20 protein-coding genes are annotated in these 17163 nt (G+C 70.3%); 6 read left to right on the top strand and 14 right to left on the bottom strand.

Going from position 1 to position 17163, the window contains the following annotated elements; genetic code table 11:
- Nucleotides 1-275, bottom strand: a 275-nt coding sequence (locus ABD808_RS17905) for a helix-turn-helix domain-containing protein (RefSeq protein ID WP_344898006.1), incomplete at its 3' end; no start/stop codon positions are given.
- Between the two features lie 207 nt (nucleotides 276-482).
- Between ABD808_RS17905 and ABD808_RS17910 the strand changes: the two genes are divergently transcribed.
- A complete protein-coding gene (locus tag ABD808_RS17910) occupies nucleotides 483-875 on the top strand; it encodes an ATP-binding protein (RefSeq protein ID WP_344898008.1) in 393 nt (130 codons plus the stop codon).
- Between the two features lie 79 nt (nucleotides 876-954).
- Nucleotides 955-1275 carry a MerR family transcriptional regulator gene (locus ABD808_RS17915; RefSeq protein WP_344898010.1) on the top strand — a complete coding sequence of 107 codons (321 nt, stop codon included), beginning with the start codon at nucleotides 955-957 and terminating at the stop codon, nucleotides 1273-1275.
- A gap of 46 nt (nucleotides 1276-1321) precedes the next feature.
- Here ABD808_RS17915 and ABD808_RS17920 read toward each other — a convergent pair whose 3' ends face one another.
- Entirely contained in the window at nucleotides 1322-1531 is a 210-nt protein-coding gene (locus ABD808_RS17920) for a hypothetical protein (protein WP_344898012.1), read from the bottom strand.
- 109 nt (nucleotides 1532-1640) lie between these two features.
- Between ABD808_RS17920 and ABD808_RS17925 the strand changes: the two genes are divergently transcribed.
- The 4 genes from ABD808_RS17925 (at nucleotide 1641) to ABD808_RS17940 (ending at nucleotide 4639) form a co-directional block, all read left to right on the top strand.
- Nucleotides 1641-1844, top strand: a complete 204-nt coding sequence (locus tag ABD808_RS17925; RefSeq protein ID WP_344898014.1) for a DUF397 domain-containing protein — start codon at nucleotides 1641-1643, stop codon at nucleotides 1842-1844.
- 67 nt (nucleotides 1845-1911) lie between these two features.
- Nucleotides 1912-3165: a helix-turn-helix domain-containing protein gene (locus ABD808_RS17930; RefSeq protein WP_344898016.1), complete on the top strand. Its 1254-nt coding sequence runs from the start codon at nucleotides 1912-1914 to the stop codon at nucleotides 3163-3165.
- Nucleotides 3166-3222: 57 nt separating this feature from the next.
- On the top strand, nucleotides 3223-3789 hold the full coding sequence (locus tag ABD808_RS17935; protein WP_344898018.1) for a glycine-rich domain-containing protein: 567 nt from the start codon (nucleotides 3223-3225) through the stop codon (nucleotides 3787-3789).
- A 139-nt stretch (nucleotides 3790-3928) separates the two neighbouring features.
- Nucleotides 3929-4639 (top strand): class I SAM-dependent methyltransferase, encoded by a 711-nt coding sequence (locus ABD808_RS17940; RefSeq protein ID WP_344898020.1) that lies wholly within the window; start codon nucleotides 3929-3931, stop codon nucleotides 4637-4639.
- Between the two features lie 45 nt (nucleotides 4640-4684).
- Here the strand turns inward: ABD808_RS17940 and ABD808_RS17945 are convergent, their stop codons facing one another.
- The 12 genes from ABD808_RS17945 to ABD808_RS18000 all read right to left on the bottom strand — a co-directional run bounded on the left by ABD808_RS17945 (nucleotide 4685) and on the right by ABD808_RS18000 (nucleotide 17155).
- A complete protein-coding gene (locus tag ABD808_RS17945; RefSeq protein ID WP_344898022.1) occupies nucleotides 4685-6181 on the bottom strand; it encodes a hypothetical protein in 1497 nt (498 codons plus the stop codon).
- Nucleotides 6178-7020, bottom strand: coding sequence for a hypothetical protein (locus tag ABD808_RS17950; RefSeq protein ID WP_344898024.1), 843 nt, complete (start codon nucleotides 7018-7020; stop codon nucleotides 6178-6180). Before ABD808_RS17950 ends, ABD808_RS17945 begins: the two co-directional genes overlap by 4 nt.
- Nucleotides 7017-9509: an Hsp70 family protein gene (locus tag ABD808_RS17955; RefSeq protein ID WP_344898026.1), complete on the bottom strand. Its 2493-nt coding sequence runs from the start codon at nucleotides 9507-9509 to the stop codon at nucleotides 7017-7019. The genes ABD808_RS17950 and ABD808_RS17955 overlap by 4 nt, the downstream gene beginning before the upstream one ends.
- On the bottom strand, nucleotides 9506-10078 hold the full coding sequence (locus ABD808_RS17960; protein ID WP_344898028.1) for a hypothetical protein: 573 nt from the start codon (nucleotides 10076-10078) through the stop codon (nucleotides 9506-9508). The genes ABD808_RS17955 and ABD808_RS17960 overlap by 4 nt, the downstream gene beginning before the upstream one ends.
- Nucleotides 10079-10184: 106 nt before the next feature.
- Nucleotides 10185-10559, bottom strand: coding sequence for a VOC family protein (locus ABD808_RS17965; protein WP_344898030.1), 375 nt, complete (start codon nucleotides 10557-10559; stop codon nucleotides 10185-10187).
- Complete coding sequence (locus ABD808_RS17970) at nucleotides 10556-10822, bottom strand: hypothetical protein (RefSeq protein ID WP_344898032.1); 267 nt, start codon at nucleotides 10820-10822, stop codon at nucleotides 10556-10558. The genes ABD808_RS17965 and ABD808_RS17970 overlap by 4 nt, the downstream gene beginning before the upstream one ends.
- Nucleotides 10803-11963 (bottom strand): alpha/beta hydrolase family protein, encoded by a 1161-nt coding sequence (locus ABD808_RS17975; protein ID WP_344898034.1) that lies wholly within the window; start codon nucleotides 11961-11963, stop codon nucleotides 10803-10805. Before ABD808_RS17975 ends, ABD808_RS17970 begins: the two co-directional genes overlap by 20 nt.
- Complete coding sequence (locus tag ABD808_RS17980; RefSeq protein ID WP_344898036.1) at nucleotides 11960-13039, bottom strand: LLM class flavin-dependent oxidoreductase; 1080 nt, start codon at nucleotides 13037-13039, stop codon at nucleotides 11960-11962. The genes ABD808_RS17975 and ABD808_RS17980 overlap by 4 nt, the downstream gene beginning before the upstream one ends.
- Before the next feature lie 35 nt (nucleotides 13040-13074).
- Nucleotides 13075-13746, bottom strand: coding sequence for a DNA alkylation repair protein (locus tag ABD808_RS17985; protein WP_344898038.1), 672 nt, complete (start codon nucleotides 13744-13746; stop codon nucleotides 13075-13077).
- Nucleotides 13743-15041: an MFS transporter gene (locus ABD808_RS17990; protein WP_344898040.1), complete on the bottom strand. Its 1299-nt coding sequence runs from the start codon at nucleotides 15039-15041 to the stop codon at nucleotides 13743-13745. Before ABD808_RS17990 ends, ABD808_RS17985 begins: the two co-directional genes overlap by 4 nt.
- A 30-nt stretch (nucleotides 15042-15071) precedes the next feature.
- Nucleotides 15072-15935: an alpha/beta fold hydrolase gene (locus ABD808_RS17995; protein WP_344898042.1), complete on the bottom strand. Its 864-nt coding sequence runs from the start codon at nucleotides 15933-15935 to the stop codon at nucleotides 15072-15074.
- A complete protein-coding gene (locus tag ABD808_RS18000) occupies nucleotides 15932-17155 on the bottom strand; it encodes a flavodoxin family protein (RefSeq protein ID WP_344898044.1) in 1224 nt (407 codons plus the stop codon). Before ABD808_RS18000 ends, ABD808_RS17995 begins: the two co-directional genes overlap by 4 nt.
- Nucleotides 17156-17163: the final 8 nt, after the last annotated feature.

A 17163-nucleotide genomic window follows, 5' to 3' on the forward strand; every position in this document is an offset into this window, starting at 1 on the left:
GGGTATTGGTGGAGCGTTTCTCTAATCTCCACTCGGTTGTGCAGCGCCTCGTGGCGCACCGGCCAGTCGAACCAAAGCGGGACGGGGTGACCATCCTTGTTCAGGTCTTCCCAGAGGTTGATGAGCGCGCCGTTGGCCTCTAGATACTCGTCCACCAGTTCCACGAACGACCGCGTGGCACGCTTCTTACCGTTCTCGATCTTGCTCACCTGCGGGCCGCTCACCTGGGTCAGGTGAGCGATGGTCTCCTGCTTGACGCCCTTGGCCTCCCGCATCCGGCGCATCTGCCGTCCGAAAGCGATAAGGGCGGGGGACTCGCTGGGACGTCGCTGGCGTCGGGGAGACATGGCCCTGCCTTTCAGTGGAAGGTGCCTGGTGACGGGGAGTGATCTTCCTGTGCCTGCCACCTTCTGGCGGCAACCACATCGTAAAGCGAAAGTAGCGCACTGTGTGCTGTACGCCACACACGGTGAGGAGAGGTCATGGGCGAGGCGGTGCAGAGCGAGATGGTGGTCAAGCGGGACCTGCGGGCGGTGGCGGAGGTGCGGACGTTCGTCCGGCTGGTGGCGGGCGGTTGGCAGGTGGACGACTTCGTCCCGTGCCTCATCGCCAGCGAGCTGGTCACCAACGCCCTCCGGTACGCGACGACGGCCGACGACGAGGTGATCTTCCGCATCGGCCGTACCGACGCGGGTGTGGTGTGGGTGGAGGTTCAGGACGCCACCTGTGACATGCCGCGGCTAGAGGACGCGGGCCTCAACGGTGAGTCGGGTCGGGGCTTGTTCGTGGTCGAGCAGTTCACCCGGTGTTGGGGAGCCCGTCCGCTCGCGGGCGACGTCGGCAAGGTCGTCTTCGCCGTCCTCGACCCCACTTGAAGACCAGCGGAGGGACAGTCGAGGGGGCTGTCCCTCCGCGCCAAGCCTCAGTCCGTCGAAACTATGAAGGGAACTACGAGTGTCGTTACTCAGTGCAGAAGAGGAGCGCCAGCGGCAACGGTGGGGCTGGATCGCCGTCATTCACCTCGAAAGCGGTGGGCCATGGGTCCCCGCCAGAGACGCGGCGCGAATGGTCGGAGTCTCCACGGCCAACCTGCGTCGATGGGCCCAGCGGGGCGTCATCTCGGTCATCCGCGACCCGGGCCACCACAGCCACTACTACCTCGACGAGCTGAGACTCATCACCCAACTCGCTGAAGCCCAGGACGAACCAGCGAGTTTGACCATGCTGATCAAGCATCTCGCCATCGTCCTCGCCTCCGCCTACGACTCCACGTGACCAAAGACCGGCGGTGGGACGGCCTGGTCGTGCTTGTTCTTTGTGCTCAGGGGCTGTTCGAGGGGAACGGCGACCAGTCGATCGACGGTGACTCGGCCGGTTCGGACCCATCGGGGGCTGGCCACCCATGCTCGGGGTCCAGGTCGACGAAGAGCACAATGAGGCCCAGAACTATTCCCACGGCAAGTAGCGGGATAATGATCGAGAAGACGATTCCGATCATTATGTTTGTGGTCAGGTTCTTAATTTTTCCCATTGCCCTTGCTTGCTCATTCTTCGTTCCACTCGCGCTGGGATCTGCTCCGAGGCCACGGACTCCCCGTTGTGGAGTCGCAAGCCATGATAAGAACTTTGGTGGAGGGTCCATGAAGGAAAAGCTCGGCGTTCACTGGCGTAAGAGTAGTCACAGCGACCACAGTGGTGGCCACTGTGTTGAGGTCGCGTATCTCGTCCCAGTGATCGGCATACGCGATTCCAGGGAGCCGGGCTGGCCGGTGCTGACGCTCGCCCCGGCGGCCTGGGAGGCGGTGATCACAAACATCAGGTTCGGCATGTACCACCGGCCCTGATGTCCCTCCGAAGCTCTCGGCCGCGCATGGCCGAGGGCTCGCCCTTTCGGCAGTGTGGAGTGCGGCGATGAAAGATCGGACCGGGGCGCTCGTGCGGTCCGCGCGTGTCGTTCGCGGCTGGTCTCAAGCAGAACTGGCCGCACGCCTGCACTGCTCTCGTTCCACCATTTCCCGTTTGGAGACCGGCGTACGCCCGTTGGACCACGTGGCCACGCTCCGGCGCCTCGCCGAGGTCCTGGAGATACCTCCGGGGATGCTCGGCGTGACCGCTACGGTGACAGTCGACTCACCCGGGGAGGATGATGTGCGGCGCCGCGACCTGCTGGCCAATCTCGTCATCACTGCCGGGGCCACCGTTACCAGCCCTGCCGGTGGGGGACGGGCGGACGCACGAGGTGGAGCGGTGGTCCGGCGAGTCCGGGACGCGCTGTTGGGCACCGGCGCCCGGGTTGAACCGATCCCACCCTCCCGCCTGGCGGATGCGCTGACCGCGTCCTGCCACGACTACGACGCGTGCCAGTACGACCGCCTTGCGGAAGGTCTACCGCGCCTGCTGGCCGGAGGCCACGCCGCCGTCGGGGAACCGGGCGGCGCCGCCGTGCTGGCCCAGACCTACAACCTGATCACGCGGCTGACGGTCAAGCTGGACGAGCCGCTCGGATGGCTCGCCGCAGACCGCGCGCGGACCTTCGCCGAGTCCAGCGGCGACGTGCTCGCGGCCGCCGAGGCGGCCCGGCAACTGGCGGTGCTTGCCCGGCGCGGCGGCTGGCACGACCAGGCCACCGAGATCGCCTTGTCGGCGGCCGACGCGCAGGAGTTGAAGGACGGTGGACCCGCGCACACAGCGGCGCGGGGACAACTGGTGATGTCGGCGGCCTACACGGCGGCGCACGCCGGTGACCGGACCGGGATGCGTGAACTGACCGGCCAGGCGATGGCTCTCGCCGCACGTCTTGACGGCGGTACCCTTCTGCGCCGCAACGGAGGCGGGTTCGGCGTCACTGCCGTCCGGCTACATCTGGTCTCGGCGGAGTATGCCGCGGGAGACCCGGCCGCGGCGGTCCAAGCGGCCCGCGCATTGCGGCCGAGGGCGCTGCCGACCGTCGAACGACAGGCCCGCTACTTCACCGATGTGGCACGGGCGTACGGAATGTGGGGCCGCCGGGACGAGACGCTGCGGGCACTTCTGGCCGCCGAACGGGCCGCGCCCCAGGAGACTCGGACACGACCGGCGGTCCGGCAGTTGGTGGGCGTCCTGCTGGCCTCGGGTCGCACCACTCCCGACCTTCGGGGCCTCGCCGCGCGCTGCAACGTCCTATAGCTCGCCGTAAGCACATCGCGGATCCCCGCACCACTTGACGTGCGGAATCCGCACACGATGTGCACGACCCGCACACCTTTCTTCCCGGCTCCCGAAGCGGCGCGCACGGTGGGATTTGCAACGGCTGCGGCACCAATTCAGGGGGCCGCGCCGTCCACCACAAGGGAGACGCGTATGTCCACCGCCACCGTCGCTCCGCCGGGCGCCCGTCACCGCGACCCGCGCTCGTTCCTGACCTCGCAAGTGTGGGAACGGCAGATCGCCCTCCTCGTCCGCGACCACCCCTTCGACGCCGTCATGGCCGAACGTCTTTTCGGCCAGGCCATCGCATACCTCATCACCGCCATGGAGAAGTGGGGTGAGGAACTGGAGATCGGCTGTGGCCCGCTGGTCGACATCGCCGTTCACGGGTTCATTCTTGACACGCGCAACTATCGCGAGTTCTGCGAGCAACATTTCGGTCGGTTCCTGGACCATGTTCCCGCAGTCGAGTTCAAGTATGACGGTTCGGTCGAGCGGACCGTGCACATCATCGAGGGCAACGGCTTCGCGATCGACCGACCCTTGTGGGAGGCCGACTTCGCCAAGTGCACGCCGTGCCATCCGGGAAGCAACTGCCACTAGGGACTGACACGCACGAGTAGGGCCGGAGCCGACGAGCTCCGGCCCTGCTCCGCGTTCGTCATCGAACGACCGATGTGGGTCTCTGATCAGCGCTAGCGTGACGCGGGTTCCGCCACAGTCGAAACCCTGGGACCCGCCTATGCCGACCAGCGTCAGTGATCGCACCGGCTACTGGGATCGCTATGCCGAAGGAAGATCCGACCACCAGGCCAGCCGCGAAGAGGCGCTGAAGGGCGCGTTCGGGTGGACCCAGTACCCCGGCCACGGCCCCGGCGACGAAATTCTCGGTCACCCCGCGACGACTCTGGAGTTGGGCTGTGGCCGCGGCGACGCCGTTGCCGCGCTGGCCGCCAGAGGGGTCGCCGCGACCGGGTTGGATCTTTCTCCCGTGCACTACGCCCGGGCCCGCGAGCGTTGGCGCGATCTGCCCTGTGCGCAGTTCGTCCACGGCGATGCCATGGACTACCTCACGCAGACCGACAAGGAATGGGACGCGGTCTACTCCATCTGGGGCGCGGTGTGGTTCACCGATCCCGGCGAGTTGCTTCCCCGCGTCCACGACCGCCTGGCACCGGGCGGCAGGCTGGTCTTCGCCCACGCTCCGGCTGTTCCAGGCGCCTATGGCGTCCAGGGGATGTACGGCGGCGGGTTCACCGGCCGACAAGTCTGGATCTACCGGTGGGCCTACGAACCCGACACCTGGTCGAGCATCCTGGCCGACCACGGCTTCACCGACATCCATGCCCGCGTCGAGCCCGCTCCGGAGCCCGGCCTGCTCGGAACTCTCATCGTCCAAAGCCGCAAATCACGACCGCATCGCATGGACGATCTCACGTCGAGCAAGGTCTGAACCGGCTCGCCGCCGCTCTGGTGTCGGCGACGACCGCCAAGCTGGTCATTGGACGTTTGGGGGGCCGTCGCCGTAGCGCCAGCCTGCTTGGAACTGTTCTGTGATCGGGGGGAATTCTTTCAGGCTGCGGTGGGCGGCGGGTGGGAGGCCGTTGGTGTTGGAGATTATTCCTAGGGTTATGAGGGATGTGATTGCGTCCAGGATCATTAGGACGATGCCTTGGGCGGTGGAGCCTGTCAGTAGGAGGATCAGGGCCAGGCCGAAGATCGCGAGGGCTATGCCGGAGCCGTAGGCCCAGACCTTGGCGCCTCGGGTGCGGTGGGCCGATGCGCAGGGGGTGCAGCGGGGGACGTTTATTGTCAGGCGTTTCCAGGTGATGCGCGGGTATACGCGCTGGACGTCGCCGTACATCTTTGTTTTGTGGACGACGAGCTTGTCCGGTTTGGCGCCGTGGCAGAACCAGCAGGTGTCGTACACCTTGTTGTCGCGGACGATCGTGAGGTTGTCGGTGATTCTTGATTTGACGTTGGGGGAGGCGGCGACGGATTCGGCGCGGAGGAGCGGGCCCTCGGCCCTTGTCCATTCGCTGGTCTCGTTGATGAACAGGACGGTGCAGCGCATGGCGGAGTCGGCGATCTCGTCGCGCAGGCCGAGCAGCGTGGTGTGGTCGTCGGGCAGGATCGCGGTGAAGCCGCTCAGGACGGGTTCGGCCCTGTCGAGGAGGCGGGTCGCCTCGGCGTAGCCATCGGCGGACGTGGCGTTCGCGCGTTCCAGGGCGGTCTGGCTCAGGGATCTGAGGTGGGACGCCTCCGGTGCGATGGCTTCGCGCAGGGTGTCGTCGATGAGGGCGGCGGCGAAGCCGGAGCTGTGCATCAGGGCGAGGTGGGCGGACGCCTTCTCGGGCTCGCCCGCCTGGGACTCCTGGACGGCCAGGTTGGCGCTGATCGACAGGAGCGCGGCGGGTAGCCGTTCGCGTAGTTCCGTCGCCGCGCGGGGGCCCACGCGGGGGTCGTCGGCGGTGCGGGCGCGGGCGGCGACGAGGTCCCAGAACGGTTCGGTGTCCAGGGCGGTTCGCCAGTTGCGCAGGGCCTGTTCCCACAGGGCGTGGTCGTCGGCGTCGAGCGCGCGGGCGTGGGCGAGGACGGCGAGGTTGTGGGCGGCGACGGCGGCGGGACGGCCGGGGCCGGGGTCGGTCCAGAGCCGTTCGGCTTCGGAGACGTCGCCGGTGCGGAGTGCGTTCAGGGCCGGGTCGTCGGTGCCCGAGGGCCAGAACCAGAACAGTTCGTCCTCCAGGCGGCGCACCGGGTCGCGGAGGCGCTGGATGGCCTGCTGGACGGCGTCGATGTCGGGCGGCGGGTCGAGCGCCAGGGGTGTGGCGGTCGGTGCTGTGGTGCCGAGTTTCGCCCTGACCTTGAGTTCTTCGGAGCGGCGGCGGATGTCTCGGGACGTGGCGTCCACCGGCAGGCCGGTGATCCGGAACGGGTTCTCCCGGTAGACGTCCGGGCTGATCTGGTGGAAGAACGGCGTCTTCGTGGTGTTCATCGTCCACCTGCCGTGGAGATGCGCAGGCTGACCGTCCGGTTGCGGGCGTCGGCCTTTCCGGAGTGCGGAGGTAGTAGGGCCGCCAGTGTCGAGATGGAGAAGTGGGAGGTCGGGATGCGTGCGGAAGAGCGCAGCACCTCCCGGACGACCGTGGCGCGCAGCAGGCCGAGTTCGGCGTTGCTCGCGTAGCCGCCGCCGGGATGGACGGCCTTGCGGTCGGTGTGGCCGAGCACGGCGACGGTGAGCTGGTCGCCGTACGGGCGCAGCCGCTCGCCGAGGTCCTCCAGGAGGGCCCGGCCCTGGGCGGTGAGGTTCGCGTCGCGGCGGAAGAGTTCGTGGTCGAAGGTGACCGCAAGTTCGCCGGTTCGGCGTTCGACGTGTACGCCTCGGGTTTCGAGGTTCAGGGTTGCTAGTGGGTTGGTGGGTGTGCTTCTGGACGGGACGGCCTTTGGTGGCGGTGGGGGTGTGTCTCTGTCTTGCCAGACGTCCACGAGCATCACGAACGCGAGGACTATGGCGGCAGCGATTCCCAGGCGGAGCACTGTGCGGGTGATGAGGAACCGTCTGGGGGACGCTGCTTTCGCCAGGATTTTGGCGATGCGGTGGCGGCCCGCGGTGGCTCCCGGGTGGCCGGGGGAGTGGGCGGCTACCTCGGCCCAGCAGCGGTCGGCCTCGTTGAGGCGTCCCTGTTGTGCGTAGACGCGGGCCTTCAGGTCGAGTGCGGCTGGGCCGTGCTCTTCTTGGAGGAGTTGCTCCGCCTCGGCGTAGCGGCCTGCTCGGGCGAGTTCGCGGGCCTGCGCGATCGTCACCTCCTGGACCGCCTCCAGCATCGCGGTCACCGGCCCATCCTGACCGTGCTGAACGGGTCCGGCGGGGGCGGCGCGGTCGGGAGGAGGTCGCTGAGGGCCGCGTTGACGTCCCGTAGCGTGCGCGCGTCTCCCGCGTCGGCCGCGCGGCGGCCCGTGGCGATCAGTTGCCTGGCCTCCCGCTGGTCGCTCATCTCCGGTTGCAGGGAGCACAGTTCGTGGAACGCGATGAACGGCAGGTCGTCGGAGGCGTCCAGGACGCGGGTCGCCAGGCGCCGCAGTTCGGTGATGCGCTGGCGCAGCAGGTCGGCGTCGTGCGCGGTGATGGCCTCCTGTGTCGCGTCGGCGGCGGCGTCCAGTTCCCGTGAGTGCCGTGCCTTGCCGCGGTCCTCGACGAGTTCGCGGACGGCGGGCAGCAGCTCGCGCGCCTCGCTGACCAGGCCGGGCCATTCGAGTTCGTCCTCCACCTCGTCGGCGGCGGCGCGCAGGTCGAGCAGCCGTTTTCCGCCCGCTACGGCCGCGTCCGGGTCGACCTCGGCGGCGTTCACCTCGGCGTCCAGGTTCGCGACGATGCCCTCGGCGTCGATGCGGGCCAGCACCTCGGCGGCGCGCGAGTCGCCCAGCTCGGACGCCCGGCGGCGCGCCGACTCCAGCCTGCGCTTCTCGGCGGCGGCCTCCCTGGCCAGCTCCGCCGCGTCCGGGACGGTCTCCGTCTGGAGGTTGAGGACGCAGTCGAACTCCTCGTCCAGGATCGGGACGTAGGCGCGGGCCACCACCATCCGGGACTCGTCGATCACGATGGTGAGGTCGACCTCGCTGCCCTCGGGGACGTCCCGCCTGACCTGCTCGGGGTTGATCTCCAATCGGCCGATGCGGTGGTTGCGGTCGGCGCGGTAGTGCTCGCCTTCCAGCACCGGGATCCGGATCATGCCCTTGCCCGAACCGCGCTGGACGCCGATCGTCGTGTTCAGCAGGCTCCGGCGCCGGGCGGGCAGCGGCGTGCCGCGTTTGAACAGCCAGGCGACCTCGTTGCCCGCCAGGCCGACGCCGATGGAGTGGGTGAGCGGCGGCTGGGTGTCGACGACCCCGACCGTGTAGGTGAGCGTGCTCGGCGTGATGGGACGGACCGCCCCGGTCGCGTCGGTCAACTCGATCCGGAAGGTGTTGGCGCGGCCCCGTTCCGCCCACAGGGTCGTCGTGAACGTCCCGTCGGCGGACAGGGGGATGCGGCCGCTGCGCCACACCGGCTGCGTCTCGGGGTTGACGAACTCGATCGAGCAGCCGGTCGGGTCGGGGCCCGTGACCTTGCCGCCCACGAATGGCTCGATGTCCGGTCCGGCCGGACGGTATTCCAGTTCGACCCCGTATTCGCCGCTCGGGGGCGGTGGACCGCCGAAGATCGCCGGGTCGATCCGCTGGCTGCCCGCGAAGACCGCCGCGCCGCGCGCGACGGTGGTGATGGGGTCGCGGCTGTGGTCCAGCGGGATGCCGAGCCCGTCGCGCGGGTCGGCGAGCCGGTCGCGCAGGTACGGCGACAGCGTCGGGCCTCCGACGAGGAGCGCCTTCTGGACGTCGCCGGGCCCGAGCCCGCTCTCCTCCAGCGCCTTGCGGCACAGGTTGATCGACCGGACGGCGAACGGCTCGATGAGGCGTTCCACGTCCGCGCGCAGCAGGTCGTACTCGAACTCGACGAGGCGTCCCGAGTCGTCCTCCAGGTCGAGGCGCAGCTCGGCCGACTCCGCCCGCGACACCTGGATCTTGGCCGCTTCGGCGGCCAGTTTCAGCTTGGTGATGTTCTTGCGCCAGCGGGGGTTGCCGCGTCGCAGGTCGGTGAACCCGCGCCGTCCGTCCGTCACCGCCGGGACGAGCAGTTCCTCGACGATCGCCCAGTCCAGCAGCTTGCCGCCGAGGAAGTTGTCGCCCCGGTGGTTGACGACGGTGAACTCGCCCTCCCGCATCTGGATCACGGCGGCGTCGAAGGTGCCGCCGCCGAAGTCGTACACCAGCCAGAAGGCGTTGTCGTCGCCGGACTGGAAGCCGTGGGCGAGCGCCGCCGCGGTCGGCTCCTGGAGCAGCGGCGCGTGCGCGATGCCCGCCAGCTCGGCGGCGCGGCGGGTCGCGTCGCAGGCGCTCAGCTCGAACGCCGCCGGGACGGTGATGACGGCCGCGCTGATCTCCTCGCCGGTCTTGTCCGAGACGTCGCGGCGCAGCGACCGCAGCACCTCCGCCGACAGCTCCTCCGGCTCCATCGACCGCTGCGCGGCGGTGAACAGCTTGGGCCGTCCGGTGGTCCCCATCCGCAGCTTGAACTCGACGCACGTGTTGTCGGGGTCGTACTCGCCGCGCTCCTTGGCGGCCCGGCCGACGGTGAGCCGCCCCTGGCGGTCGACCAGCACTGCGGACGGGGTCGTGTCGGCGTTCTCGTTGTTCTTGACGATCTCGGTCTCGACCCCGTCGAGCCGCGCGATCGCGCTGTTGGTGGTGCCGAGGTCGATGCCGAAGTCGATCGTGGTCCTGTTCATCGCTTGGGTGCTTCCTCCGTCGCTGCGGTCGCGTGCTCGTCGGGCGTGTCGGCGGGTTCCGGGGTGCCGACGATCACCTCGGCCATCTGGATGGAGCGTCCCGCCAGGTAGACGCCCGGCCGCACCGCCTCCGTGATCCGCTCCCGGGTGAGCCCCGGCGCGGGCTCGTACGCCACGACGGACATCGCGCGCCCCGGGTCGAACGGCTCCCCCACGTGGTCCTTGATCGTGATTCCGGTGTCGGTGAGGACGTCCCAGGCGGCGTCCAGACTCCGGACGAGCGGGCGCGGCGGGTCGTCCATCCGCTCGATCCGCGTGCGCAGCCGCCACAGGTTCGTCGCCAGCTCCGCGAGGGACCTGTCCGAGAGGCCGGTGACGTCCGCCGGGAGGTCGGCGACCTCCAGGCGGTGGTCGGTCTCGGCGGCACCGTCGGCGGCGCCGTACGCGGTGATCGCGCGGGCCAGTTCGGTGAGCGCGCCCTCCGGCCACGCCGACGCCCTGATCCGAAATTCCGCCGGGTGGCGCCACTGCCGGAAGGCCGCCCCCGTCCGCGCGAAGACACGCCCCATGTCCGTGAGCCTCCCCGTCCGCGGTGCTCCTGCTGTCACCGATCGCTGACACAGTGACAGCGCCCCTACGGGACCCCTCCCGGAACGGGCATTCCGCCCTGCGGCCTCAGTCGGTGGGCTGGACGAGGGTGTAGCGGTTGCCGGACGGGTCCAGCAGCGTGGCGAAGATGCCGCCGGTTCCGGCCTCGGGGGGTCCGTCGAAGGTCGCTCCCCGCTGGGTGAGCCGGCGGTAGGTGGCCGCCATGTCATCGCATTCCAGGACGATCCCCGTGAAGGTGCCGGGGTGGTCGCCGAGGGCCTGCCACCAGGTGTAGGGGACGATCGCGACGTCCGATCCGGCGGGGACGAACTCCGTCCAGCGGGCGCCGCCGTCGAGTGGCTCGTCGGAGCGGACGGTCAGCCCGAGGACGTCGGTGAAGAACGCGACGGCGCGGGCGTGGTCGTGGACGGCGACGCTCACCTTGGACAGTCGCGTGATCATCGGTCCGCCACGTCCGCCCAGTCGGCGCGGAGGTCGTCCGGGAGGGCGCCCGTGCAGCACGGGGGGCCGGGCGGGTGGGCCTGGGACAACCGGGCGCGGACGGCGAGGATCGTCTCCGCGTCGGGTGTCATCGCGTACAGGCCGATCAGGGTGGTGCCTTCGAGGCAGCACCGCAGGATCGCGGTCAGGGCCCGGACGACGCCGCGCCCGCGAGGGGCGCCGGCCCCGCAGGCACAGCGCCGGTTACGCGGGGACTTCGCCATGCCCGACCTTCCGTTCGCCCGCGGCGCCCCGGGAGAAGACGTCGCCGAGCCATCCGCGCAGCTTCGCCTCCCAGTCCGGGCGGTGGTTGAAGCACATGTGGTCTCCGTCGTCGTAGAAGACGCCGGTGACGGGGCCCTTCACCAGTCCGGCGACGCGGTGGGCGTGCTCGATCGGCACGGTCGTGTCGGCGCCGCCGTGGACCTGGAACACCGGGCAGGTCACCCGGCCGGCGTGCTCGGTCGCGTCGTAGCGGCGCAGTTCCCGTTCGGCGTCGGCGCGCGTCGCGGCACCGAGGTTGTACCGCATGGTCTGGGGGATCGGGCGGGGCGCGCCCCGGTGCACATCGAGCAGGGAGATCGGGACGGAGATCAGGCCGCAGGCGGTGATCCTGGCGTCGGACGCGGCGGCCCGCAGCGCGAAGTAGCCGCCCGCGCTCCCGCCGACGATGGCGATCCGGGACGGGTCCACGCCCGGCAGCCGGGTCAGCCGGTCGAGCAGCGCGCTGATCACGCCTTCCGCGTCCGGCCGCCAACGGACGTCCTTCAGGCGACGCAGTTCGCCCTGGCCGGGCAGGTCGAGCGCGGCCGTGCACCAGCCACGCCGCAGGTACGCCTCCGAGATGCCGTGGAACTCCTCCTTGACACCGTCGACGCCGCCGAGGGTGAGCACGCACGGCGCCTCGGGCTCGCCCGGGACGGTGCGGACGGAAAGCGGGATCGACAATCCCTCCCAGGGCACCTCGTACCGGCGCCACGGCGCGTCGTCCTGGGCGCTCGCTCGTTCGGCGAGCGCCACGAGTCGGCGCCACAGGTCGGCCCTGGCATCCGGGGACGTCTCCAGGTATTCGGCGACGCGCAGGTAACCGACCGCCTGGCGGAGCGTCTCGGCGGCCGTCCGCCGGTCACCTCGCGCCGCGCACTCCGCGCCCAGGGCGGCGCGTTCGTCCGCCAGGGCGCTCCACCGCGCGACCCACTGTTCCGGTGACCTGATCGACCGCAGCGCGTCCACGCATTCGCCGGGGTCGCCGCCCATGAACACCAGGCGCGGCAGCAGCGGCTCCCGGCGGCGGGTGCCGAGGATCCTGAACGCGCCGAAGCGGCGGAGCGCCAGCCGGAACGGCAGGGGATGGGACGACGTCATCGCACGTTCCCGGCCAGCTTGGGGATCACGTCGGAGGCGAACAGCCGCAGCGACTCCTCCACCGACGCGCGCCGCTGCCCGAAATCGAAGGTGCCCGCGACGACGGTGGCGCGGGTGGAGTCGATGAGCTCGTCCATCGCCCGCACGCAGGTCTCCGGCGAGCCGATGACGACGCTGTTGCGGGCGATCGCGTTGTCCACGCTGAACGTCGCCCAGCGGCGGCCGAGTTCGGGGTAGAGCGCGAAGTCGGCGGGCACGCCGTCGCGGTGGAACGCCTCGATGGCCGAGGCGCCCGCCGCCTTGGTCTCCGTGACGTACCGGTCGAGGTGGTCGTCGGCGTCCGCGCGGGCCTCCTCGTCGGTGGCGGCCACGTGCACGTGGACGTTCACGAGGATCTCGCCGGGCGGATGCCCCGCGTCCCGGCGCGTCGACAGATAAAGGTCGATCTTCTCGCCGAGCGACTGCCGGTCCGCCGACAGCATCGGCGCGACCATGAGGTTGAACCCCTCGCGGCCCGCCCACTCGAAGGTCGCGGGCGTCGTCGCCGCCGCCACCCACAGCGGCGGGACGGGACGCTGCCGCGGCCGCGGCTGGATCGACAGCGCCGGGTAACTGGTGAAGCCGTCCGCGCGGGCTTCCAGCGGACCGTGCAGCGCGCCGACGACGATCTCGACGCCCTCGTTGAACCGGGCCCTGCTCTCGTCCATCGGGACGCCGAACCCGTCGTACTCGCATTTCAGGAACGCGCGCCCGAGCCCGACGTCGAGCCGTCCGCCGCACACCTGGTCGAGGGTCGCGATCCGTTCGGCGATGGACAGCGGATGGTGGTAGGGGACCTGGACGACCCCGAGCCCGAGCCGCATGTGGGGCGCGGCGGCGGCCAGCCCGGCGAGCACCACGTCCGGCGCCGACAGGATGCCGCCGTGCGTCTGGAAGTGGTGCTCGGCGAGCCAGAGGCCGTCGTAGCCGAGGGTGTCGGCGAGGGCGGCGAGGGACCGGATGCGTTCGAACATCCCCTCGTCCTCCCCATCGACCCGTGGGTCGAAGGTGGGCAGGTTGAACACGTCGAATCTCATGCCTGGTCCCTCGCATCCTTTCGATGGTCTGACTGCTAACTGCCGTCGAGCAGGCCCTTCGTCCGGTCCGGGTGGGTGTCCCGAAGTTTGCGGCAGGCGCCGCGCAGGACCGCGGGGGCCGTCCCGCCCTCGGCCTTCCAGCGTTCGAGGGTCTCCAGGACGAGGTCGGGCTCGGACTTGCTGATGTCGCTGATCGCGTTGCCGACGGACTTGCGGACGTAGTCGCTGTCGTCGCCGCGCACCAGCCCGAGGAGGCGCAGCGCCTCGCCCGGGTGGTCCTTGAAGTGCGGGCGGCGCGTCCAGACCCGTGGCCCCTCGGCGGCGGCGCGGCGGACGTTCGCCACCGGATGCCCGAGCCACTGCTCCAGCGTGGGGAGCGAGGCGTTCCAGCCCTGCACTTCGCAGCGCCAGTCGAGGGCTTTGGCGAGTGCTTCCTGAACTCGCCAACCGGGGTCGTCCGCCACCGTGTCGAGCAGGAATTCGGTGGCGTCCGGGACCGTCACCGCCGCCGGGCCGAGGATGATCGCGGCGCCCATCCGGGACGTCTCGCCGTCGTCGCCGGGGTTGGCGCGCCACACTCCGGCGGCGGCCTCGGCGACCGCCCCGGGCTCGGCGGAGTGCTCCTTCCAGAACCGTTGCATGCTCTGCCGCAGTTTCGGGACGCCCTGGACCCGGGTCGCCGCGCCGAGCGCGTCGGTGAGGCTCATGCCGTCACCTCCGCCGCCTGGGCCCGGCGCGGCCGGTGGGTCTCGCGCAGCGGCAGGCCGAGCGCGAGCGTCCCGGCCGTCACGGCCGCGAGGACCCAGAACCGTGTCCCGGCGGAGGCGTGCTGGACGAGCAGGCCGCCCGCGACCGGCCCGAGGATCGGCCCGATCCCGGTCACCAGCCGGCTCGCGCCGAGCGCCGAGCCGAGCCGCCGCGGGTCCAGCCTGATGACCTCGTCGCTGACCATCGTGGTGGCGAGCGAGACGACCGGCCCTTCGGCCAGCCCGACGAAGGAGTAGATGACGGCGATGCTCCACACCGACACCCCGAGCAGCGGCAGGGCGGCGAGCGCCACGGCCAGCAGGCCGATCACCGCGAGCATGGGGGGCTTGCGGCCGACGGCGTCGCTGACCCGTCCGGTGACGACCGTGCCGACGGAGGCGACGACCTCGTACGGGACGAACACGGCCGCCAGCAGGAACGGGGAGGCGTCCAGCGCGGTCAGGCTGAACGGGACGAGGAAGGTCGCGGCCACGCCCACCGCGAACGCGGCGCCCGCCACCACTCCCGACAGCAGGACCACCCGGTGGCGGAACCAGCCGAACGTCTGCACCGTCGCCACGGTCAGCCGGGTCTGGAGCCGCTCGCGGATGCTCTCCCGCAGCAGCGCCGTGGTCAGCGCGGTGGCGGTGGCGATGAGGACGGCGTCGACGACCAGGATCGTCCGCCAGCTTCCCGCCGCGAGCAGGACACCGCCGCCGACGTAGCCGACCACGGATCCGATGCCGATCGCGCCCGCGAGGACCCCGATCGCCCGTCCCCGGAGCTGCGGCGGGAACAGGTCCGCCGGGACGGTGAACGCCGGTGACAGGAACAGCCCGCGCCCGAACCCGAACACGATCCAGCCGCCGACGAACACCCCCGCCGAGTGCCCGGCCGCCGCCGTGAGCACGAGTCCGACGGTGCTGACCGCCAGACCGGACAGGACCAGCGGGCGGCGCCCGTACCGGTCGGACAGGACGCCCGCGGGGACGCTCAACGCGGTCATGAGCACCGCGGATCCCGCGAACACCAGACCGAGGGTGCCCGCGCTGACGCCGATGGCGGGGGCGATGTCCGGCAGCGCCGGGAACACCGACATCATCGTCGCCCACAGGAGCAGGACTCCCGTCGCCAGCGTCAGCAGCGCGCGGCCGTGCGGGCCGCCGAACACTGTCGGCGGCTCCGCCTCCCCTCCGTCCTTGGGTGCGGGGCCCTTGGGTGCGGGATCCTTGCGCGCAGGTCCACTCGTGGACACGTTGACCTCCGTGGTCTCCTCTGGTCAGAATCAGCCTGACCAGTGTCCGCAACCGCAGCCCCCTCCGCAGCCGGTACCGCCAAGGGACACGCCGGTGAATCGCGCGATCTCCGAAGCCACCTGCTCTGGCCTCTCCATGAACATGAAGTGACCGGTCCCGGCCAGGACGGTCAGTTCCGCGTCGGGGATCGTGTCGGCAAGGAACCGGGCCCGGTCGACGGGCGTGCTGCGGTCGTCCGAGCCCGCCACCACGAGCGTCGGCGCGTCGATCTTCGCGACCCGTTCGCGGAGGTCGGGATGGATGAGCCGGATCAGGTTGCGGTGCACGGAGAACGGCACCCAGGACCAGCTCGCGATCACCCGGTCGCTCACGCCCGGGTGGTCCGGCTGGAAGAAGAACGGGGCGGCGCGCTTGTTGGACTCCTCGATGACCTGCCGGTAGGTGTCCTCGGTGACCTCGGGCCGTTTCCACTTCATCTCGTAGTGGGCGGCCGAGCCCATCAGGACGAGCCGCGAGACCCGTTCGGGGTGGTCGAGGGCGAGCAGCATCGCCGTGACCGAGCCCAGGGAGTGTCCGACGACGGTCACCCGTCCCCAGCCGAAGTGGTCGAGCAGTTCGATGATGTCGGACGCGCACTGGACCGCCGACAGCGGATGGTCCTCTTTGGACGAGAGCCCGTGCCCGCGCAGGTCCACCGCGACGCACGTCATGGCCGAGTCCAGGATCGACGTCAGCTCGGCGAAGTGGGTGTGGTTGTCGCGGTTACCGTGCAGGAACAGGACGGGATCGCCGTTTCCGGAGATGCGGCAGAACAGCTGCGCGCCGTCCGACAGCGGCACGACCGCGCAGGTCGAGGTGGGGGCGATGGTGTCGCTTGACCATACGGGGATCATCGGGTGGCCCCTTCCGGTTCGGCGGTGGACGCCGGTTCGGCGGTGGGTTCGACGGTGGGCGCCGGGTCCGTCGTGACCGCCGGGCCCAGTTCGCGGACGATCTCTTCGATCTCGGTGACGATGTCGCGGGTCGTGTTGGTGCCGGTGATCGTGCGGCGCAGCCGCGCCTCGCGGGTCAGGACCAGCACGTGCGGGTCGACGTTGGCGGCGAGGTCGAGCGCCTCCCCGAACCGGCGGTCCCAGTCGATCACGACCGGCACCGGATGCCGCTGTTCGGTGATCTTCTCCTTGACGAAGTCGCGGGTGATGAAGTGCGGCAACTGGTCGACGACCGCGACGAGCCGCAGGTCGATGCCGGGCGAGCGCCTGGCGATGGCCTCGATTCGACGGGCCGCCTCCTCGCTCTTGTGCTGCCCGGCGACCACCAGGACGATCGGCCCGGTCCCGGTGGTCGTGTCGATCGGGCGGTCGGACAGGTCCGACAGCAGCGCCAGCTCGTCCCGGCAGTCGCGTCCCTCGGTCCCGCCGCCGAGGCGCGGGGAGGTTCCGTGCAGGTTGAATGTCGAGAACCCGATGGCGGACGCGACGCGCCTGCCCACCTGCCGGGCGATCTCGATGGCGAAGTCGGCCTTGTCGACGCCGACGCCCCAGGGTTTGGTGCGTATCCCGGGCTGCTCGTCGAACTCCACCAGGCTCAGCCCGACGCTCGCGACCATCGACAGCTTCACGTTCGTCCACAGCGGCATCAGGCTCGCCATGGCCCACTCCTGGCCGATCCCCCCGGACGTGACGATCTGGCCCGCCACCTTGCCCTGGAACGCCTTGCCCTTGACGTCGGCGGCCACCTCGTAGTTGTAGTACTGGTATTCCAGGTCGTCCTCGTCGGCGGGCTCGCACCTGTCGAGCCACTGTTTCCAGGTGAAGGGCAGCCCGAGAGCGTAGACGGGTGAGGCGAACACGAACGCGTCCGCCCATCGGATCTCCCGGTAGAGCCGGGTGTAACGGTCGTCGGGCCGCTTGAACAGGTGGCACTGGGTCCGGTTCATGCAGTCGCCGCAGCCGTCGCAGTCGGCGATCGGGAAGTCGACGAGCCGCACCAGCCGGGTCTCGGCGCCGACCTCCTCGGCGCCGTCCAGCGCCCGGCGGCACAGGAACTCGCTGGCGCTCTTGGCCGTGGTCTTCGGGGATCCGCAGATCCCCAGCACATTCTTGGTTCGCATCGCGCTCA

Source organism: Actinomadura meridiana (genome assembly GCF_039537545.1).
GTDB classification, from domain to species: domain Bacteria; phylum Actinomycetota; class Actinomycetes; order Streptosporangiales; family Streptosporangiaceae; genus Spirillospora; species Spirillospora meridiana.